Source organism: Martinezella sp. CNPSo 3964, assembly GCF_057784375.1.
In genome coordinates this window covers 67,588-88,692 of the sequence record NZ_JBXSOW010000014.1, presented here as the reverse complement: position 1 = coordinate 88,692, position 21,105 = coordinate 67,588, and the positions used below count along the sequence as shown (strand labels likewise).

17 protein-coding genes are annotated in these 21,105 nt (G+C 60.5%); 13 read left to right on the top strand and 4 right to left on the bottom strand.

Annotated elements, in window-relative coordinates; all coding sequences use genetic code 11:
- The first annotated feature begins 301 nt into the window (after window positions 1-301).
- Both cckA and trpS read left to right on the top strand, forming a co-directional pair.
- Complete coding sequence (cckA, locus tag AC13Q5_RS30665) at window positions 302-2,920, top strand: cell cycle histidine kinase CckA (protein WP_075850660.1); 2,619 nt, start codon at window positions 302-304, stop codon at window positions 2,918-2,920.
- Between the two features lie 250 nt (window positions 2,921-3,170).
- Entirely contained in the window at window positions 3,171-4,190 is a 1,020-nt protein-coding gene (gene trpS, locus AC13Q5_RS30660; RefSeq protein ID WP_488504235.1) for a tryptophan--tRNA ligase, read from the top strand.
- A 64-nt stretch (window positions 4,191-4,254) separates the two neighbouring features.
- On the opposite strand, the gene AC13Q5_RS30655 is transcribed toward trpS, so the two are convergent.
- A complete protein-coding gene (locus AC13Q5_RS30655; protein ID WP_488504234.1) occupies window positions 4,255-5,181 on the bottom strand; it encodes a pseudouridine-5'-phosphate glycosidase in 927 nt (308 codons plus the stop codon).
- A 46-nt stretch (window positions 5,182-5,227) separates the two neighbouring features.
- A complete protein-coding gene (locus AC13Q5_RS30650; RefSeq protein ID WP_488504233.1) occupies window positions 5,228-6,172 on the bottom strand; it encodes a carbohydrate kinase family protein in 945 nt (314 codons plus the stop codon).
- A gap of 239 nt (window positions 6,173-6,411) precedes the next feature.
- On the opposite strand from AC13Q5_RS30650, the gene recA reads away from it, so the two are divergent.
- The 3 genes from recA to AC13Q5_RS30635 all read left to right on the top strand — a co-directional run bounded on the left by recA (window position 6,412) and on the right by AC13Q5_RS30635 (window position 11,315).
- A complete protein-coding gene (gene recA, locus AC13Q5_RS30645) occupies window positions 6,412-7,500 on the top strand; it encodes a recombinase RecA (RefSeq protein WP_075850656.1) in 1,089 nt (362 codons plus the stop codon).
- A gap of 171 nt (window positions 7,501-7,671) precedes the next feature.
- Window positions 7,672-10,332 (top strand): alanine--tRNA ligase, encoded by a 2,661-nt coding sequence (gene alaS, locus AC13Q5_RS30640; protein ID WP_488504232.1) that lies wholly within the window; start codon window positions 7,672-7,674, stop codon window positions 10,330-10,332.
- A gap of 137 nt (window positions 10,333-10,469) precedes the next feature.
- On the top strand, window positions 10,470-11,315 hold the full coding sequence (locus AC13Q5_RS30635; protein WP_488504231.1) for an AraC family transcriptional regulator: 846 nt from the start codon (window positions 10,470-10,472) through the stop codon (window positions 11,313-11,315).
- Between the two features lie 46 nt (window positions 11,316-11,361).
- Here AC13Q5_RS30635 and AC13Q5_RS30630 read toward each other — a convergent pair whose 3' ends face one another.
- Window positions 11,362-11,988, bottom strand: a complete 627-nt coding sequence (locus AC13Q5_RS30630; protein ID WP_488504230.1) for a glutathione S-transferase family protein — start codon at window positions 11,986-11,988, stop codon at window positions 11,362-11,364.
- 123 nt (window positions 11,989-12,111) lie between these two features.
- Complete coding sequence (locus tag AC13Q5_RS30625) at window positions 12,112-13,326, bottom strand: NADP-dependent isocitrate dehydrogenase (RefSeq protein ID WP_488504229.1); 1,215 nt, start codon at window positions 13,324-13,326, stop codon at window positions 12,112-12,114.
- Window positions 13,327-13,555: 229 nt separating this feature from the next.
- On the opposite strand from AC13Q5_RS30625, the gene AC13Q5_RS30620 reads away from it, so the two are divergent.
- The 8 genes from AC13Q5_RS30620 (at window position 13,556) to AC13Q5_RS30585 (ending at window position 21,084) form a co-directional block, all read left to right on the top strand.
- Window positions 13,556-14,161 (top strand): hypothetical protein, encoded by a 606-nt coding sequence (locus AC13Q5_RS30620; RefSeq protein ID WP_488504228.1) that lies wholly within the window; start codon window positions 13,556-13,558, stop codon window positions 14,159-14,161.
- A gap of 115 nt (window positions 14,162-14,276) precedes the next feature.
- Window positions 14,277-15,119 (top strand): RNA methyltransferase, encoded by an 843-nt coding sequence (locus tag AC13Q5_RS30615; RefSeq protein WP_488504227.1) that lies wholly within the window; start codon window positions 14,277-14,279, stop codon window positions 15,117-15,119.
- Window positions 15,100-15,900 (top strand): glutamate racemase, encoded by an 801-nt coding sequence (murI, locus tag AC13Q5_RS30610; RefSeq protein ID WP_488504226.1) that lies wholly within the window; start codon window positions 15,100-15,102, stop codon window positions 15,898-15,900. The genes AC13Q5_RS30615 and murI overlap by 20 nt, the downstream gene beginning before the upstream one ends.
- Before the next feature lie 3 nt (window positions 15,901-15,903).
- On the top strand, window positions 15,904-16,368 hold the full coding sequence (locus tag AC13Q5_RS30605; RefSeq protein WP_075850649.1) for a GNAT family N-acetyltransferase: 465 nt from the start codon (window positions 15,904-15,906) through the stop codon (window positions 16,366-16,368).
- 72 nt (window positions 16,369-16,440) lie between these two features.
- Window positions 16,441-17,586, top strand: coding sequence for an alpha-hydroxy acid oxidase (locus tag AC13Q5_RS30600; protein ID WP_488504225.1), 1,146 nt, complete (start codon window positions 16,441-16,443; stop codon window positions 17,584-17,586).
- Window positions 17,587-17,716: 130 nt separating this feature from the next.
- A complete protein-coding gene (locus AC13Q5_RS30595; protein ID WP_488504224.1) occupies window positions 17,717-19,234 on the top strand; it encodes a helicase HerA domain-containing protein in 1,518 nt (505 codons plus the stop codon).
- Window positions 19,235-19,465: 231 nt separating this feature from the next.
- A complete protein-coding gene (gene rpsD, locus AC13Q5_RS30590) occupies window positions 19,466-20,083 on the top strand; it encodes a 30S ribosomal protein S4 (RefSeq protein ID WP_075850646.1) in 618 nt (205 codons plus the stop codon).
- A 71-nt stretch (window positions 20,084-20,154) separates the two neighbouring features.
- Window positions 20,155-21,084 carry a glutaminase gene (locus tag AC13Q5_RS30585; RefSeq protein WP_075850645.1) on the top strand — a complete coding sequence of 310 codons (930 nt, stop codon included), beginning with the start codon at window positions 20,155-20,157 and terminating at the stop codon, window positions 21,082-21,084.
- Window positions 21,085-21,105 lie beyond the last annotated feature (21 nt).

The following is a 21,105-nucleotide window of genomic DNA, read 5'->3' as shown; positions in this document are numbered from 1 at the left end:
CTACCGCATAATTTTATCCTTAAATCGATTCCGAATTAAGGAATTATGCAGTAGGCGCAACTGCGGCGGGTAAAGCTTTGACCATGACCCTTCTATACGGCGATCATATGAACAGGATTGCGCCGGAGACAAGATGCGATTGCAGGCTGTCATATTCTATTGCTTGTGAATTCAAGCCTTTCTGGCCCGGCAAAGCTTTTTGCGGATGACGCAAATTGATAAAGAAGATTCGAAAGGTCCGACTCCGGCGACCCCAACGTGTATGACATGTCGCGAGGAGAACGGCTGACAAGAGGGGTTTATGACGAAGCAGCGTCCGTCCGACGAGTATAGCGTGCCGCTGGTGGATCGCGGAGTTCGTTCGGGAACTGTGCTGCGCATCATTCTGCTTGCGCTGGTTCTCGTCGCTGCCGCGGCGGCCTTTGTCATCTTCAAGAGCCAGCTTGATAATGAAGCCGTCCTCGGCGGCCTCGGCATTCTTGCCATGGTCGGCATATTCTTCCTGGTCTCCTCGATCATCGGTTTCGTCGAGGTCATGCCGCAGCCGCAGTCGGACAGCCTGGCGCGCTCCTTCCTCAACAGCCACCCCGACGGGACGCTTATTACCGACGAGAAGGGCCGCATCGTCTATGCCAACGCCGCCTATGGCCGCCTGACCGGTGCGACCAAGGCGACGGAAGTACAGTCGCTGGAGATGCTGCTGTCGCGAAACCGTGAGTCCAACGAGGCTCTCTACCGGCTCGCGAATGGCTTGCGCGATGGCAAGGAGGGATCGGAGGAGTTCCGGTTGCTGAAGCCGCTCGGTCCCTTCAACGGGATCGGTCAGGGAGCCCATTGGTATCGCCTGAAAGCGCGGGTGCTGTCGGCGGAACAGGATAGCAACAAAACGCTGCATATTTGGCAGATCACCGACATCACCTCCGAGCGCGATGATCAGGAGCGATTCTTCAAGGAATTGCAGAACGCGATCGATTATCTCGACCATGCGCCGGCCGGCTTCTTTTCCGCCGGGCGCAAGGGCGAGATTTTCTATCTCAATGCGACGCTCGCGGAATGGCTGGGCTTTGATCTCACAAAATTCGTTCCCGGCTCGATGACGATCGGCGATCTGGTGGCCGGCGAGGGACTGGCGCTGATCCAGTCCGTTCAGGCGGAGCCTGGTTTAAAGAAGACGGTCACGCTCGATCTCGATCTGCGCCGCGCCAACGGCCAGAGCCTGCCGGTGCAGATCGTTCACAGCGTAACATCGATGCGCGACGGCGCTCCCGGTGAGAGCCGCACCATCGTCCTGACCCGGCAGAACGGGGCAGACACGGAGCAATCGGCTTCCGCAGCCGCAATGCGTTTCAGCCGTTTCTTCAACAATACGCCGATGGCGATCGCTTCTGTTGACGGCAACGGTCGCATTCTGCGGACGAATGCACCCTTCCTGAAACTCTTCTCGGAACTGGTATCCCGCGACGATATCGAGCGCGGCGCTGCTCTTGAGACCATCGTCAATGAAAGCGACAGGCCTAGCCTGCATCAGGCCCTGGCGGCCGCCAAGGATCGACAGGGCGACATTCCGCCGATCGACTCCCGCAATCCGAAGGACGACACGCGGCATTTCCGCTTCTATATCAATGCCGTCATCGACCAGACCGACGAGGCGCCGGAAGAGGCCGCCATCGTCTATGCCGTCGAGGTGACCGAGCAGAAGGCACTCGAGACGCAGATGGCGCAGACGCAGAAGCTCAATGCCGTCGGTACGCTTGCCGGCGGCATCGCGCATGACTTCAACAACGTTCTGACCGCGATCCTGCTCTCGTCCGACCATCTGCTGCTGCAGGCGCGGCCGTCAGACGCCAGCTTCGCGGATCTGATGGAAATCAAGCGCAATGCCAATCGCGCCGCCGTGCTGGTGCGGCAGCTGCTCGCCTTCTCGCGCAAGCAGACCATGCGACCGACAGTTCTCAATCTGACCGATGTGATTGGCGATTTGCGCATGCTGGTGGACCGGCTTCTGTCCGGCACGCACGTCAAGCTCGATGTCGACTATGGCCGCGATCTCTGGCCTGTCAAAACCGACCTCTCGCAATTCGAGCAGGTGCTCATCAACTTGTGCGTCAATGCCCGCGACGCCATGCCCGGCGGCGGTACGCTGACGTTGCGCACCCGCAATCTGCTTGCGTCCGATGTCAGCGCCTTCAACTATCCTTATCTGCCGCATGAGGACATGGTTCTCGTCGAGGTCAGCGACACCGGCACCGGCATTGCGCCGGAGATCATGGACAAGATCTTTGAGCCGTTCTTCACGACCAAGGAAGTGGGCAAGGGCACCGGCCTCGGTCTTGCGATGGTCTACGGCATCATCAAGCAATCCGGCGGCTACATCCAGCCGGAATCGGAAGTGGGCAAGGGAACGACCTTCCGCATCTTCCTGCCCCGCCACATCGTCGAAATGCCTGCCGTGACGGAAGCGAAAGCGCCGGAAAGCCGTGACGTCGCGCTCATGGACCAGAGCGTCGGTCTGGCCGCCTCGACGGAAGAGCCGGCCGACCTGACCGGCAAGTCCGCCGTGGTGCTGCTCGTCGAGGACGAGGAAGCGGTGCGTCGCGGCGGCAAGCGCATGCTCGAGACGCGTGGTTACACCGTCCACGAGGCCGGCTCCGGTGTTGAGGCGCTCGACATCATGGAGGAGCTCGACGGACAGGTTGATGTCGTCGTATCTGACGTCGTCATGCCCGAAATGGACGGGCCGTCGCTGCTGCGGGAGCTGCGCAAGAAATATCCGGATCTGAAGTTCATCTTCGTCTCCGGCTATGCCGAGGACGCCTTTGCCCGAAATCTGCCGGCCGATGCGCAATTCGGCTTCCTGCCGAAACCGTTCTCGCTGAAGCAACTTGCCGTCGTCGTGCGCGAGACGCTGGACAAGAACTGACGCGTATTGCGCAAGAGTGTACAGGTGAGGGGCGATTTTCACCTCTCTTGTTGCCGATTGCAGCACAAAGATGCTATCAGCCTGCGCATGATCGACCTTGCCAAGCCCATTTACCGTATGTGGTGGCGCTCCTTCTAGGAGCGGCAGTCGTCATGTCTTGAAATCGACCCTGCCGCCGTGATCCGGCAGGCATTGGTCCATTTCCGTTTTCCCTTCCCGATTGCGGCGGCTCCTTTTGCGGAGCTAAAAAATGCATTCCGATACCAATACTCGCCCCGTCATCCTGACGGGCGACCGGACCACCGGTCCGCTCCATCTCGGCCATTATGTCGGCTCGCTGAAGAGCCGTGTCGTGCTTCAGCATAGCCACCAGCAATTCCTGCTTTTGGCGGATACGCAGGCGCTGACCGACAATGCCCATGATCCCCAGAAAGTACGACGCAACGTCCTTGAAGTCGCAACGGACTATCTCGCTGTTGGCATTGACCCGTCGCTGACGACGATCTGCGTGCAATCAGCCTTGCCGGCGCTGGCGGAGCTGACGCTGCTTTATCTGAATTTCGTCACGGTCAGTCGCCTGGAGCGCAATCCGACGATCAAGACGGAAATCCAGCTACGCGGTTTCGAGCGAGACGTACCGGCCGGCTTTCTCTGCTATCCGGTCGCGCAGGCTGCCGACATCACCGCCTTCAAGGCGACGATCGTTCCGGTCGGGGAGGACCAGGCGCCGTTGATCGAGCAGACCAACGAGATCGTTCGCCGTCTCAATCGGCAGATCGGACGAGACATCCTTGTAGAAGCTGCTGCCATGGTGCCGAAGGTAGGGCGCCTGCCTGGTGTCGACGGCAAGGCGAAGATGAGCAAATCGCAGGGCAATGCCATTCCGCTCTCGGCATCGCCGGGTGAAATAAGCGATGCGGTGCGGCGCATGTATACCGATCCGGATCACCTGCGCGTCAGCGATCCCGGCCAGGTGGAAGGAAATATCGTCTTCACCTATCTCGATGCCTTCTGTGAGGATAGGCAGCTGGTCGATGAGATGAAGGCACATTACCGCCGTGGCGGCCTTGGCGACGTCACCCTGAAGAGACATCTGGAGGAGGTCCTGCAATCGCTGCTCGCACCGATCCGCGAGCGCCGTGCGCGTTACGCCGCCGAGCCGGATTACGTGATGGGGATCGTGCGTGAGGGCACGCGAAAGGCGAGGGAGCGGACGGAGGCAACGCTTACGGAGCTGCGATCTGCCCTGGGCCTGTTCTCCCTGGCTTGAAACAAAAAAGAACGGCCGGGCGATCTTTTGAAGCGCCCGGCCGTTCTCTTAATTGCGGCTCTGATTATTCCGCCAAAGCGACAGCGATTTCTGCGGCCAGGCGCGCATTGTTTTCGACAAGCGCGATGTTGGTCTTGAGGCTGCGGCCCTCGGTGATGTCGAAGATCGTGCTCAGCAGATACGGCGTGACTGCCTTGCCGGTGATTTCATCCCGCTCGGCGCTGTCGAGGGCGCGCTCGATATAGATTTCCATTTCTTCGCGCGGGATCTCGTCGGCTTCCGGAACCGGATTGGCGATCAGCATGCCGCCATCGATGCCGAGCTGCTCACGCGTCGTCTGGAAGTTGGCGATCGCAGCCGGGCTGTTCAGCGTCAGCGGGCTCGTCAGGCCGGAGGAGCGCGACCAGAAGGCCGGGAACTCAGTGCTGTCGTAGGTGACGACTGGTACGCCGCGGGTTTCCAGCACTTCGAGAGTCTTTGGAATATCGAGGATCGCCTTGGCGCCGGCGCAGACGACGATGACGCCGGTGCGGGACAGTTCTTCAAGGTCGGCCGAAATATCGAAGCTTTCTTCGGCGCCGCGATGTACCCCGCCGATGCCGCCGGTGGCAAATACCTTGATGCCGGCGCGGGCTGCGGCGATCATCGTGGCGGCAACGGTGGTTGCGCCGCTGCGGCGCTCGGCAATCGCAAAGGCGATATCGGCGCGCGAGACCTTCATCGCGCCTTGCGTCTTGGCGAGGGTTTCCAGCTCTTCCGGCTCGAGGCCGATATGCAGGGTGCCGTGGATGACAGCGATCGTCGCCGGGACTGCGCCCTCCTGCCGGATGATTGCCTCGACGCTACGCGCCATCTCGATATTGCCGGGATAGGGCATGCCATGGGTGATGATCGTCGATTCCAGTGCCACGAGCGGTGCGCCACGCAGCTTTGCGGCGGCGACTTCCTTTGAATAGGAGATCGGAAGCAGTGGCGAGATAGGCTGGGTCATTGTCGTTTCCAATTCACTGAAACATTATACGCGTTTTGAACAGGCTTCATGACAGAATTTCGGCCGTGGGAACAAGGGCCAGCATCGTCTTTAGCAGCTCGGGAGAGAGATTTTCCGCCGTGGCAAAGGGGGATTGCACGGTGATCGCGGCTGCCGCGGCGCCATGGCGGACGGCTTCCGCGAGATCGTGGCCGGCGAGCAAAGCGGAGAGAACGCCCGAGGCAAGTGAATCTCCCGCTCCGGTGACATCGGCCACATCCTCGACCACAGGCGGCTGCAGGCTGACGACGGTATCCGGTGAGAAGGCAATCAGCGGGCGCTTGCCGCGGGTGATGACGCCGTTGCGCAGGCCGAGCGCGTGCAATGCGCTTACCCATTCGCGCGGGTCTTCCGGACGGATTTCGGTTAGTGCGGCAGCTTCGGCCTCATTGAGAAACAGATGGCTGATGCCGGCGAGACTCGGCTTTAGCCGCACGACTTTGGCCGGTGAGATGGCGATGGCCGCGACCGGCTTGCCGCAAAAGGCTGCCCTTGCCACAATCGCCGCCAAGGTCTCAGCGGGCAGATTGGCGTCACAAAGAATAAGGTCTGTCTCTTCGAACGCGTCGCGAACGGCACGAATCGCCAAGCGTCTCGGAACGAACAGCTTGTAGAGCTCCATATCGGCGAGCGCGATGACGAGATTACCGTCATTCTCGAGGATGGCCGTATAGCTCGGGGTCTTGCGATCGAGGAAGACGAAGGGCTTGTCATCGATGCCTGCATGGCTGGCGGCTTCCGCTACCATCTCGCCAGAGGGGTCGCCGCCGCGTGGAGAAATCAGCTTTACGTCGAAGCCAAGGCGGGCAAGATTTCGGGCCGCATTGAAGCCGCCGCCGCCGGGCTCCTCGAACCATGCGCCGGGGTTGCTGGCGCCGGGTGCCGTGTCGCCGAAGATGCGGCCGCGACGATCGATATGGGCGCCACCAAGAACGAGAATCTTTTTCGCCATAGGGTTATCCTCAGCAGCCGAAAAGGCGAATCGAGCGAGCCGCAAACATCTCGCAATTCACCGTTTCGGACATGTAAGTGCCTGGGAAGAAAGAAGAAAACAAAAATAGAACAGAATTCATTTTACCTTTTTCTTTCAATCGCTTGTTGTGCTCTTGCGATATGAGAACAAATCGAGTACACAATTCTCATCAGCGGCGACATTGCTAGAGCGGCTTCAATAACCTAAAGGTGGATCGAATGTCTCAGAATTCTTTGCGGCTTGTAGAGGACAAATCGGTGGATAAAAGCAAGGCACTTGAAGCGGCACTCTCTCAAATTGAGCGGTCGTTCGGCAAGGGCTCGATCATGAAGCTCGGCTCTAACGAGAACGTGGTCGAAATCGAAACGGTTTCCACCGGCTCTCTGAGCCTCGATATCGCGCTTGGCATTGGCGGCTTGCCGAAGGGGCGCATCATCGAAATCTACGGGCCGGAAAGCTCGGGTAAGACGACGCTGGCGCTGCAGACCATTGCAGAAGCGCAGAAGAAGGGCGGCATCTGTGCCTTCGTGGACGCGGAACATGCGCTCGATCCGGTCTATGCCCGCAAGCTCGGCGTCGACTTGCAGAACCTGTTGATCTCGCAGCCCGATACCGGTGAACAGGCGCTTGAAATCACCGATACGCTGGTGCGCTCCGGCGCGATCGACGTTCTCGTCGTCGACTCCGTTGCGGCCCTGACGCCGCGCGCCGAAATCGAAGGCGAGATGGGCGACAGCCTGCCAGGCCTGCAGGCCCGTTTGATGAGCCAGGCGCTGCGCAAGCTGACGGCTTCGATCTCGAAGTCCAACTGCATGGTGATCTTCATCAACCAGATCCGCATGAAGATCGGCGTCATGTTCGGCTCGCCGGAAACGACGACCGGCGGTAATGCGTTGAAGTTCTATGCCTCGGTTCGCCTTGACATTCGCCGCATCGGCGCCGTCAAGGAGCGCGAGGAGGTGATCGGCAACCAGACCCGCGTCAAGGTCGTCAAGAACAAGATGGCCCCTCCCTTCAAGCAGGTCGAGTTCGACATCATGTACGGTGAAGGCGTTTCCAAGACCGGCGAGCTGGTCGACCTCGGTGTCAAGGCCGGCATCGTCGAGAAGTCGGGTGCCTGGTTCTCCTACAATAGCCAGCGCCTCGGCCAAGGCCGCGAGAACGCGAAAATCTTCCTGCGCGACAACCCGGATCTCGCCCGCGAGATCGAACTGTCTCTGCGCCAGAACGCCGGCCTGATCGCCGACCGCTTCCTGCAGAACGGTGGTCCCGATTCTGGCGATGACGGCGACGCTGGCGGCGAATAACGAATTTCGGGAGCAATTCCCGGCTTGATATGAATTGAATGCTTGAACCGGCCGTATTGTCCAAGGGATGTGCGGCCGGTTTTGTTCGTGCGGCTGGACAGCGCCGGGAGCGAACGATAAAAGCCTCTGACTTTGACGCAAGTTGCTGAGCGCAGGACTGAAGGGCCCCCTATGAGCGGTGTGAATGAAATCCGGTCGACCTTCCTCGACTATTTTAAGAAAAACGGCCACGAGATCGTGCCGTCGAGCCCGCTGGTGCCGCGCAACGATCCGACATTGATGTTCACCAACGCCGGCATGGTGCAATTCAAGAACGTGTTCACCGGCCTGGAGCAGCGTCCCTATACGACGGCTTCGACGGCGCAGAAATGCGTTCGCGCCGGCGGCAAGCATAACGACCTTGATAATGTCGGTTATACCGCGCGCCATCACACCTTCTTTGAAATGCTTGGCAACTTCTCCTTTGGCGATTATTTCAAGGAACGCGCTATCGAGCTTGCTTGGAACCTGATCACCAAGGAATTCGGCCTCGATGCCAAGCGCCTGCTGGTCACGGTCTATCATACCGACGACGACGCCTTTAATCTGTGGAAGAAGATCGCCGGCCTTTCCGACGATCGGATCATCCGCATTGCCACCAGCGACAATTTCTGGGCGATGGGGGATACCGGCCCGTGCGGTCCCTGTTCGGAAATCTTCTACGATCACGGCGATCACATCTGGGGCGGCCCTCCCGGCTCTCCGGAGGAAGACGGTGATCGCTTTATCGAGATCTGGAATCTCGTCTTCATGCAGTTCGAGCAGATCACCAAGGAACAGCGCGTCGACCTGCCGCGTCCGTCGATCGACACCGGCATGGGTCTTGAGCGCGTTGCCGCCGTGCTGCAGGGCAAGCATGACAACTACGATATCGACCTGTTCCGCGCGCTGATCGAAGCCTCGGAAGAGGCAACGGGCGTCAAGGCCGAGGGCGAGCATCGCGCCAGCCACCGCGTCATCGCCGATCATCTGCGCTCCTCCGCCTTCCTGATCGCCGACGGTGTCCTGCCGTCGAACGAAGGGCGCGGCTATGTGCTTCGCCGCATCATGCGCCGTGCCATGCGCCACGCACAGCTGCTCGGTGCCAAGGAACCGTTGATGTGGAAGCTGCTGCCGGCGCTGATCCAGCAGATGGGCCGCGCCTATCCGGAACTGGTGCGCGCCGAGGCGCTGACCTCCGAGACACTGAAGCTCGAAGAGACCCGTTTCCGCAAGACGCTGGAGCGCGGCCTTTCGCTGCTCAACGATGCTACTTCGGACCTGCACAAGGGTGACAGCCTGGACGGCGAGACCGCCTTCAAGCTCTACGACACCTATGGCTTCCCGTTGGACCTGACGCAGGACGCGCTGCGTGCCCGCGGCATCGGCGTCGACATCTCCAGCTTCACCGATGCCATGGAGCGCCAGAAGGCCGAGGCGCGCTCGCATTGGACCGGTTCCGGCGACAAGGCGACCGAGACCATCTGGTTCGAGCTCAAGGAAAAGCTCGGCGCGACCGAATTCCTCGGCTACGACACGGAAACGGCCGAAGGCGTCATCCAGGCGATCGTCAAGGACGGCGTTGCCGTCGAAAGCGCCTCTGCCGGCGACAAGGTGCAGATCGTCGTCAATCAGACGCCGTTCTACGGCGAATCCGGTGGCCAGATGGGCGATACCGGCATGATTGCGAGCGATCACGGCAAGCTCACCGTCGGTGACACGCAGAAGAAGGGCGAGGGCCTTTTCGTTCACAGCTCGGAAGTGTCGGAAGGCAAGATCAAGGTCGGCGACGCCGTCGTGCTGACGGTCGATCATAACAGGCGCTCGCGCCTGCGCGCCAACCACTCCGCCACCCACCTGCTGCACGAAGCTCTCCGCGAAGTGCTCGGCACCCATGTCGCCCAGAAGGGCTCGCTGGTTGCGCCCGAGCGCCTGCGTTTCGACGTCTCTCATCCGAAGCCCATGTCGGCAGAGGAGTTGAAGGTTGTCGAGGAGATGGCGAACGAGATCGTTCTGCAGAATTCTCCGGTCACGACCCGCCTCATGAGTGTCGACGATGCGATCGCGGAAGGCGCGATGGCGCTGTTCGGCGAAAAGTATGGCGACGAAGTCCGCGTCGTGTCGATGGGGCAGGGTGTTCGCGGCGCCAAGTCCGGTAAGCCTTACTCGGTCGAGCTTTGCGGCGGCACGCATGTCTCCGCTACGGGCCAGATCGGCCTCGTACGCATCCTCGGCGAAAGTGCCGTCGGCGCCGGCGTGCGCCGTATCGAAGCCGTGACCGGTGAATCCGCGCGTGATTATCTTGCCGAGCAGGACGACCGCGTGAAGAGCCTGGCCTCGACGCTGAAGGTCCAGGCGGCCGATGTCGTCTCGCGCGTCGAAGCCTTGATGGATGAGCGCCGCAAGCTGGAGCGCGAATTGGCCGATGCCAAGCGCAAGCTCGCCATGGGCGGCGGCCAGGGCGGCTCGGCTGATGCTGTCCGGGAGGTCAATGGTGTCAAATTCCTCGGCAAGCCTGTTTCCGGCGTCGATCCCAAGGATCTCAAGGGGTTGGCGGATGAAGCCAAGGCAAGTCTCGGCTCGGGCGTCGTCGCGCTGATCGGCGTGTCGGAAGATGGCAAGGCTAGCGCCGTCGTCGCTGTTACCGAAGACCTGACAGGTCGTTTCAGTGCCGTTGACCTCGTTCGCGTCGCCTCGGCTGCTCTCGGCGGCAAGGGCGGTGGCGGTCGTCCCGACATGGCCCAGGCCGGCGGCCCGGATGGCGCCAAGGCTGATGAAGCTATCGAGGCCATTGCTGCGGCCCTTGCCGGCTAAGGCGTTGATTTCCGATTGGTAATCAAGAATGGCGGATGCTTCGGTGTCCGCCATTTTCTTTTGTCCGGATAACTCCGCAGGATTTGTCAAATCGGGTTATGCTCTTGTCGGGCCGATCGATTTGCAAGGGGTTTGACATGAGTGGTGGAACGGCGTGGACGCTTTACGAGACCCGGTTGCGGCGAGTTTCGGCCTATATCCATGAGCATCTGGATGATGAACTCGATATGGAAAAGCTCGCCGAAATCGCCTGCATGTCCAGCTATCACTGGCACAGGATCTATCGGGCGATCTATGGCGAGACGGCGGCGGCAACCGTCAAGCGGCTGCACCGTGCCGCCGGCGATCTCGTCAACACCCGTCTATCCGTCAGCGACATTGCAAAGCGGTCGGGCTATCCCAACCTCCAGTCGTTCAACCGCATCTTCAGATCCGTCTACGGCATGCCGCCGGCGCGATATCGGAATGAGGGAAGCCATACGATCTTCGAACCCAGCACCCAAGGAAGGATCACGGTCATGTTCGACGTTACGCTTCGCACCATTTCCCCGATGTCACTGATCGGTGTCGCCCATCGCGGCTCCTATATGCAGATCGGCCAGGCTTTCGAAACACTCTTCGGCACGATCTTTGCCCGCAGGCTTGCAGGCCCCGATATGCGCATGATCGGCATCTATCTCGACGATCCCGATGTCGTTGAGGCGGACAAGCTGCGCTCCTACGCCTGCGTCACCGCCGGCGAGACCGTCGCTGCCGATGCGCCTCTGGAAAGACGCTCGCTTGAGGGCGGCGAATATGCCGTGCTGCGCCACAAGGGTCCCTATGCAAACATGCACAAGGCCTATCAATGGCTCTATGCGCAATGGCTGCCGACTTCCGGGCGGCAACTGCGCGATACCGTCATGTTCGAGGAATACATCAACAATCCGCGCGACGTGCCGCCGACGGAGCTTTTGACCGATATCTATATGCCGCTGCAATAGCGGCATATGAGCGCGATCGAAGATTTCCTCCTAATATCTTGTATTGTCAGGTATTAGCCGGCTTCGGCATGGCGGCATTGTCGATCTCGTTGCCGCGGCGATAGGCATCGCGGTCGCTGACCCGGCTCCAGTAGTCGATGAAGGCTGGGCGCTTTTCGATCGTTCCGAAATTGAGACCGTAGCCGACATGCGAGCCAACATAGACATCGGCTGCGGTGAAGCGATCGCCGGCGATGAATGGCGAGGTCGTGACGGCGTGCTCCATGGCATCAAGCACATTCGCAAAGCTGCCACAGCCGGCCATGCGCAAGCGTTCCGGCGGGACTTCGAAGCCGAGGGCGCGATTGGTGATCGTCATTTCGAACGGTCCGGCTGCAAAGAACATCCAGCGGAAGTAGCGGCCACGCTCGGCCGCCGTCGGGGCAAGCCCCGCCTGCGGGAAGGTTTCTGCAAGATAGGCGCAGATGGCGGCGCCTTCGGTGACGACGGTATCGCCGTGCTTGATGGCCGGCACCTTGCCCATGGGGTTGACCGCCAGATATTCCGGCGCCTTCATCGTCGTGCCGTAGTCGAGATACTCGGTGCGGTAGGGCTGGCCGATCTCCTCGAGCATCCAGCGGGCGATGCGTCCGCGCGACATCGGATTGGTATAGAAAACGAGTTCCTCGGCCATCTGTCTCTCTCCCTTTTGTTGCGCGCATTGTTGCCACTGGTTAGCCCCGGCGGCAAGATTCCGGGCAAAAGAAAACCCGGCGCTGAGAGGCCGGGTTTTCGCATGTCTAGATGACGGCAAGGCTTAGGCAGTCATGGCCTTCTTGAGATTTTCGTCGATCTTGTCGAGGAAGGCGGTGGTCGAGAGCCACGGCTGATCGGGGCCGATCAGCAGCGCCAGATCCTTGGTCATATAGCCGGCTTCGACGGTGTCGACGCAGACCTTTTCCAGCGTGGACGCGAACTTTGCCAGTTCGGCATTGTCGTCGAGCTTGGCGCGATGAGCGAGGCCACGAGTCCAGGCGAAGATCGAGGCGATCGAGTTTGTCGAGGTTTCCTGGCCCTTCTGGTGCTGGCGGTAGTGACGGGTCACCGTGCCGTGCGCGGCTTCGGCTTCGACCGTCTTGCCGTCCGGGGTGAGCAGAACCGAGGTCATCAGGCCGAGCGAGCCGAAGCCCTGGGCAACCGTGTCGGACTGGACGTCGCCGTCGTAGTTCTTGCAAGCCCAGACGTAGCCGCCGGACCACTTGAGGGCGGAGGCGACCATGTCGTCGATCAGGCGATGCTCGTAGGTGATGCCGGCTTCGTCGAACTGCGCCTTGAATTCGGTCTGATAGACTTCTTCAAAGATGTCCTTGAAGCGGCCGTCATAGGCCTTGAGGATGGTGTTCTTGGTCGACAGGTAGACCGGCCACTTGCGCATCAAGCCGTACATCATCGAGGCGCGCGCGAATTCGCGGATCGACTCGTCGAGGTTGTACATGGCCATGGCAACGCCTGCACCCGGAGCGTTGAAGACTTCCTTCTCGATGACCGTGCCGTCTTCGCCGACGAACTTGATGGTCAGCTTGCCCTTGCCGGGGAACTTGAAGTCGGTGGCGCGATACTGGTCGCCGAAAGCGTGACGGCCGACAACGATCGGCTGCGTCCAGCCTGGAACCAGGCGCGGAACGTTCTTGCAGATGATGGGCTCGCGGAAGATGACGCCGCCGAGGATGTTGCGGATCGTGCCGTTCGGGCTCTTCCACATTTCCTTGAGGTTGAACTCCTTCACGCGGGCTTCGTCCGGCGTGATCGTGGCGCATTTGATGCCGACGCCGTACTTCTTGATGGCGTTGGCGGCATCGACGGTCACCTGGTCGTTGGTGGCGTCGCGGTTTTCGACCGAGAGATCGTAGTAGTCGATGTCGATGTCGAGGTAGGGGAAGATCAGTTTTTCTTTGATGAGCTGCCAGATGATGCGAGTCATTTCGTCGCCATCGAGATCGGCAACGGGATTTGCGACCTTGATCTTCTTCATGCTTCTGCCTCGTTTAAGCTGATGGGACCGGATGGTCCTGTGGGTAATAGGAAGTCCCGAGGGCTATAGCACCGCAAGGACGGAACGCAAAGCCGATAGAGCCTCGCGCGTCGCGTTTTTGATCATTCACGACATCACCCGCTTTTTACGATCGGGCCATTGCCAAAGCAGTCCACGGGTCTAATGTCGCGCAGGTTTTGCCCGTTGCCCCATGTCATGGAATCACGTCATGCAGAAATTTGCCGCCTCCGCTTTTGCTCTTACGCTTTTTCAGTTCTCGCTTGGCGCGCATGTGGCGCTCGCTGCCGATGCGACGACGCCGGTCAAGGCCATCATGGATGCGACCGTCTCGAACTGGGCGGGCGGCGACAGCGACTGGCAGGATATCTTCGACGAGAGCAAGCTGAAGGATATCTACAGCAAGGATTTCGGGGCGAAATATCAGGCGGCCGCGCAGTTTCCCGCTGCCGACGAGGACGGTATCTCGCCTTTCGACTATGACGTGATCGTCAATGCGCAGGATGCCTGTCCGCTCGAGGATGTGAAGATTGCCGCCCAGCCGCCCAAGAACAATGTGACCGAGGTGCTGGCGACCTTCAAGAAATCCACCTGCATGGGCTCGGATGCAGACTATCAGAAGACGACGACGGTTCGCTTCGAAGTCATCCAAGAAGGCGGAAAGCTCGTCGTCGACGATATCATCACCAATGATGACAACGGCAATCCGAGCTCGCTCAAGAGCGTCATGCAGGATCTCGTCAAACAGCAGCAGCAACAGCCGACAGACCAGACGCAGCAGCCCTCGGACCAGCAGAAGCCGGCCAACCCGCAATAAATTGGGCGCGCTTCATTCCGCGGCTTATGCGTAAAAACCTTGCCGATCGGCCGGTGTCTCGCTATTGCCACCCGTAACTGGTGCGACAGGGTTCGCGCGCGGAGATTTAGGCATCATGGCAGGCACGAACAGCGAACGTCCACTTCTGGCCGAAGGGCCAGCCATCATTCTCGTCGAGCCGCAGATGGGTGAGAATATCGGCATGGTGGCGCGTGCCATGGCGAATTTCGGGCTTGTCGAGTTGCGCCTTGTCAATCCGCGCGATGGCTGGCCGAACGAAAGGGCGCAGGCAACCGCTTCGAAGGCAGATCACATCATCGAGGCGACGAAGGTCTACGACACGCTGGAGCAGGCGATCGCGGATCTCAATTTCGTCTATGCGACGACGGCGCGCGAGCGTGATGGCTACAAGCCTGTGCGTTCGCCTGTCGTCGCGGCTGAGACCCTTCGCACAAAGTTCAAGGCGGGCGAGGGCACCGGCATTCTCTTCGGGCGCGAGCGCTGGGGTCTGACGAACGAGGAAGTGGCGCTGGCCGACGAGATTGTCACCTTCCCGGTCAATCCGGCCTTCGCATCGCTGAACATCGCGCAGGCGGTGCTGTTGATGTCCTATGAGTGGATGAAATCGGGTATGGAGGATCTGGGCGATGTGCCGTTCCAGGCGATCGAGCAGCGGCCATCGACGAAGGATCAGCTTTTCGGTCTCTTCGACCAGCTCGAAGAGGCGCTGGATGCGCGCAATTATTTCCATCCTGCCGGGAAAAAGCCGAAAATGGTCGACAATCTCCGGGCTGTCCTCTCGCGCCGGGCGTTTACCGAACAGGAAATCAGCGTTCTTCGCGGAGTGATCTCGTCTCTCGACCGCTTCACGCGGAAGTCTCCGCGCGGCAGCGGTTCGCATCCCAGGTCCGTTAAAGCACCCAAGGAAACCACCAGCGATGACAGCAACGGCGAATGAGCTGAAACCGGTCCTTGTTTTCGATTCAGGGATCGGCGGTTTGACCGTGCTTAGAGAAGCGCGGGTGCTGATGCCGGAACGCGGTTTCATCTACATCGCCGACGATGCCGGTTTCCCCTACGGCAGTTGGGAAGAAGCGGCGCTGAAGGAGCGCATCGTCGATCTCTTCGCGAAACTGCTGGTGAAATATGATCCGGAAGTCTGCATCATCGCTTGCAACACGGCTTTCACGCTGGCCGGCGCCGCTCTGCGCGCCGCTTTTCCCCAGATGACATTCGTCGGTACCGTGCCGGCGATCAAGCCGGCCGCCGAGCGGACCCGCTCCGGCCTGGTATCGGTGCTTGCGACCCCGGGCACGGTCAAACGCGCGTACACCCGCGACCTAATCCAGTCCTTCGCCACGCAATGCCATGTTCGGCTTGTCGGATCACAGAACCTCGCCCGTCTTGCGGAAGCCTATATTCGTGGCGATGTCGTCGGCGATGAGGCTATCATGACCGAGATCGAGCAGTGCTTTGTCGAGATGGACGGCCGCAAGACCGACATCGTGGTGCTTGCCTGCACGCATTATCCGTTCATGGCCAATATTTTCCGCAGGCTTGCGCCCTGGCCGGTCGATTGGCTGGATCCAGCCGAGGCGATCGCGAGGCGTGCCCGCAGCCTGGTGCCGCAGGCGGCCGATGCCGTTCATCCCGATAATCTCGACTTTGCGGTGTTCACCTCGGGTGCGCCGGATTTTCCCACCCGCCGGCTGATGCAGGGTTTTGGGCTCAAGGCTTGATGAATGACTGACAAGATTTCATTGCGTAAACTCGATCTCGCGGACATGCCTGCGGCCGCGGCCGTCCATCGCGCGTCCTTCAACGAAAGGCTGCCGACGCTCGCAGGGGTTCATACGCCGGAAGAGGATGTCGGCTTCTGGACCGCCGTCGTCTACAAGGATTGCGAGATCTGGGGTGCGGAAGAGGGCGGGCGTCTCGTCGGCGTCATTGCCTTTCTCGAGGACTGGATCGACCAGCTTTACGTCCTGCCCGAGGCGCAGGGGCGCGGTATCGGTAGCCGTCTGCTCGATATTGCCAAATCGACCTATCCGGTGCTGTCGCTCTGGTCATTCCAGAGAAATGAGCCAGCGCGCCGCTTTTACGAAAAGCACGGCTTCTTCGTGGTTGACGAGTCGGACGGGGCAGGCAATGAGGAGAAGGAGCCGGATCTGCTTTACAAATGGGAGGCACGCCTGCACCGGCTTTAGTTGAAGCCGAGCTGAATGGCCGCTTATTGGGAGTTCGATAGTTGATGTCTTTTGAGAATGCCGAGGTCAGCCATGCGCTTGCGTGAGTGCCACAACTTCCATGATTTTCGCCTTCTCGCGAAAAAGCGTCTTCCCGGCCCGATCTTCAACTATATCGATGGCGCTGCCGACGACGAAGTGACGCTGCGGCGGAACACGTCGAGCTTCGAAAGCTGCGATCTCGTTCCCAACGTCCTGCGCGGTGTCAGCGAGATAGATATGTCTGTCACCGTCATGGGACAAAAGCTCGCGACCCCCTTCTACTGCTCGCCGACGGCGCTGCAGCGGCTGTTCCATCATCAGGGTGAGAATGCGGTGGCGGCAGCAGCCTCCTCGCTTGGAACGATGTTCGGCGTCTCCTCGCTCGGCACGGTCAGCCTCGAGGAAATCCGTAAGAAACATGCGGGGCCGCAGGTTTACCAGTTCTATTTCCATAAGGATCGCGGCCTGAACCGCGCGATGATGGAGCGGGCGAAGGAAGCCGGCGTCAACGTGATGATGCTGACGGTCGACAGCATTACCGGCGGCAATCGCGAGCGCGATCTTCGCACCGGATTTTCCATTCCGTTCAAGCTCAATCTCGCGGGTCTTGCCCAGTTCGCCATCAAGCCGGCCTGGGCGCTGAACTATGTGACGCACGAGAAGTTCCGCCTGCCGCAGCTGGACGAGCATGTGGATATGAGCGGCGGCGCCATGTCGATCGGCAAATATTTCACCGAGATGCTCGATCCGTCGATGAACTGGAACGACGTCGCCGAGATGGTGAAGCACTGGAACGGTCAGTTCTGCCTCAAGGGCATCATGTCGGTCGAAGACGCCAAGCGCGCCGTCGACATCGGCTGCACCGGCATTGTGTTGTCGAACCATGGCGGCCGCCAGCTGGACGGCTCGCGCTCCGCGTTCGATCAGCTGGCCGAGATCGTCGACGCTGTCGGTCATCGTATCGACGTCATGATGGATGGGGGCGTTCAGCGCGGCACGCATGTGCTGAAGGCTCTGTCGCTCGGTGCGAAGGCCGTCGGTCTCGGCCGTTTCTATCTCTATCCGCTGGCTGCTGCCGGTCAGGCGGGTGTGGAGCGGGCGCTTAGGCATCTGCGTACCGAAGTCGAGCGCGACATGAAGCTGATGGGCTGCACCTCGGTCAGCCAGCTTTCGCGGGCAAACCTGCGCTTCCGCTGACATCTGCAATCGCCTGTGGGTTTTCTCAATCCACGGGCGCGAAGCTTGGAAATCTTTGCTAGACGGATGCGCCTCCTTTCAGAAAGATGGGACGCATCCACGTTTGATTCTCGCTCATAGGGGAAGTGCATTGCAGGTCGGCATCGACATGGGAACGGCGTCCGGCGGGACCAGCGCCCAGCTCGATATCGAGGAGCTGCTGGCGACGCGTCTCCTGGTGCAGGGCAATTCCGGCTCCGGTAAGTCTCATCTGCTGCGGCGGCTGCTGGAGCAGTCCGCGCAGTGGGTGCAGCAGGTTATCATCGATCCCGAAGGCGATTTCGTCACGCTGGCCGACAAGTTCGGGCATGTGGTTGTCGATGGCGAGCGCACGGAGGCGGAACTCGCCGGCATTGCCAACCGTATCCGCCAGCATCGCGTTTCCTGCGTGCTGACGCTGGAGGGGCTCGATATCGAGCAGCAGATGCGCGCCGCCGCCGCCTTCCTCAATGGTATGTTCGATGCCGATCGCGAATTCTGGTATCCGGTGCTGGTCGTGGTCGACGAGGCGCAGATGTTCGCGCCTTCGGTCGCGGGCGACGTCTCGGAAGATGCGCGCAAGATGTCGCTCGGCGCCATGACCAATCTGATGTGCCGTGGCCGAAAGCGTGGTCTTGCCGGCGTCATCGCCACGCAGCGCCTGGCGAAGCTCGCCAAGAATGTTGCGGCGGAAGCCTCCAACTTCCTGATGGGCCGCACCTTCCTCGATATCGACATGGCCCGCGCCGCCGATCTGCTCGGTATGGACCGCAGGCAGGCGGAAATGTTCCGCGACCTGAAGCGCGGTAATTTCGTAGCGCTCGGGCCCGCACTCTCGCGCCGGCCGTTGCCGATCACCATCGGCACGGTCGAAACCTCTGCGCGCTCTTCCAGCCCGAAGCTGATGCCGCTGCCGGATGCGCCGCAGGATGTCGAGGATCTGATTTTCACGCCGGATCCGGAAGAGTTTACGCGCGCCGCTGTCCGCCGTACCACGCCGGCACCGCGCCCGACGACCGATATTCTGGCAGAACTTTCCCGTTCCGTGCCAGCCGCGAGCCCGGCGCCGACAGAACCGAAGGTCAGCCAGCCGGAACTATCGAGCGAGGATCGCGAGGCGAGGGTGAGTGCTGTGCTTTCCGAGATCCTTGATGATCCGGCCTCTGGCTTCCGCACGGATTCGGTGCTTTATCAGGAATTTCTCGTACGTTTGCGCATGCGCCGCGTTCCCGGGGCGCCGATGAGCCTTTCCGAGTTCCGCCGACGTGTGGCGATCGCCCGTTCCGGCGCGGACGAAGAGGTCATGGCGACGGATCAGTGGGCAACGGCGCTTTCGCTTTCGACCGGTGTTACCGACGATCTGCAGGGCGTCTTCCTGATGCTTGCCAAGGCGGCGATCAGCGGCGAGCCGTGCCCTTCCGATGCCCGTATCGCCCGCGCCTACGGCACGCATTCCGCCCGTCGCGCGCGCCGACTGCTGAGCTATTTCGAGGAGCAGGGCAGCGTTGTCGTTCACACGGATTTCTCGGGCAAGCGTATCGTTGCCTTCCCGGATATGGGGTCTCAGACCGCACCTGGCGATGCCAATGCGCCCGATCTGGACGGTGGCGAGCAGGCGGCAGCGGAATAGCTGCCGTATTCTCGGCAAAGCGCACCTGGCGCTGTTGACAATTCCATGACAACCCCTTACAGACCGCGCCAACGCCGGGCAGAAATGTCCGGTGTTTCATTTGACATGTCCCGTGGCTTCGCCGTTCGCTAACGTGAGAAGCCTGTCAGAGCTCGAAAACGGAGTTCAGAGGAGGGCGTGTTTCCTTCGCGGTTCGGCAACGGGCCGCGGCAACGTTTGAAAGGAAATGCGATGAGCAAGCGCGAATCGTCCAAGTATAAAATTGACCGCCGTATGGGCGAAAACATCTGGGGTCGTCCGAAGTCCCCGGTTAACCGTCGCGAATACGGCCCGGGCCAGCACGGCCAGCGCCGCAAGGGCAAGCTCTCCGACTTCGGCGTGCAGCTGCGCGCCAAGCAGAAGCTGAAGGGCTACTACGGCGACCTGCGTGAGAAGCAGTTCCGCGCCATCTTCGCTGAAGCTGACCGTCGCAAGGGCGACACCTCGGAAAACCTGATCGGCTTGCTCGAATCGCGCCTCGACGCGATCGTCTACCGCGCCAAGTTCGTTCCGACCGTCTTCGCTGCACGTCAGTTCGTCAACCATGGCCACGTCACGGTCAACGGCGTTCGCGTCAACGTCGGTTCGTACCGCTGCAAGGCTGGCGACGTTATCGAAGTTCGCGAAAAGTCCAAGCAGCTCGTAACGGTTCTGGAAGCGGTTTCGCTCGCTGAGCGCGACGTTCCGGACTACATCGAAGCCGACCACAACAAGATGGTTGCGACCTTCGCTCGCATCCCGGCTCTCGCCGACGTGCCTTACGCCGTCGTCATGGAACCGCATCTGGTCGTCGAATTCTATTCGCGTTAATAAGCGGATAACTTTCTTGATGAATGAAAAGCCGCTCGGTTCGAGCGGCTTTTTTGTCTTTGGAGCGCCTCATGACGGATTTGCAGGCCATTCTCGACGGCATTCATGCGGAGCTTTCGCCACGTATCGGTGAAGGCAAGGTTGCCGATTACATTCCCGAACTGGCAAAAGTCGATCCGCAACAGTTCGGCATGGCGATCGCCACGGTCGGCGGCGATGTCTACAGCGTCGGCGACGCCGCGGTTCCCTTTTCCATCCAGAGTATCTCCAAGGTCTTCATGCTGACGCTCGCGCTCGGCAAGATCGGGGAAAGCCTTTGGAATCGGGTGGGACGCGAACCGTCCGGTACGGCCTTCAATTCCATCGTCCAGCTGGAGCGCGAAGAGGGTATTCCTCGCAATCCCTTCATCAATGCAGGCGCGATCGCGATCAGCGACGTCGTGCTGGCGGGACACGAGCCGCGCGAGGCGATCGGCGAGCTTTTGCGCTTCGTGCGCTATGTGGCCGACGATGAGACGATCAGCATTGATGACAAGGTCGCGCGTTCGGAGACGCAGACGGGCTATCGCAATTTCGCGCTCGCCAATTTCATGCGCGCCTATGGCAACATCCACCATCCGGTCGAGCATGTGCTCGGCGTCTATTTCCATCAATGCGCGCTTGCGATGAGCTGCCAGCAGCTTGCCAAGGCGGGGCTTTATCTCGCCGCCCGCGGCAGCAATCCGATCACAGGCCATTCCGTGGTCTCGCCGAAGCGGGCGCGGCGTATCAACGCGCTGATGCTGACCTGCGGCCATTATGATGGGTCTGGCGATTTTGCCTATCACGTCGGCCTGCCGGGCAAGAGCGGTGTCGGCGGCGGCATTCTCGCCGTGGCGCCAGGCATCGGCTCGATTGCGGCCTGGTCGCCGGGCTTGAACAAGGTCGGTAATTCCCAGCTTGGCGCGGTGGCGCTGGAAATGCTGGCGGCCCGCACCGGCTGGTCGGTGTTCGGCGATTGAGACCCATGTCTTCTCGCGCCG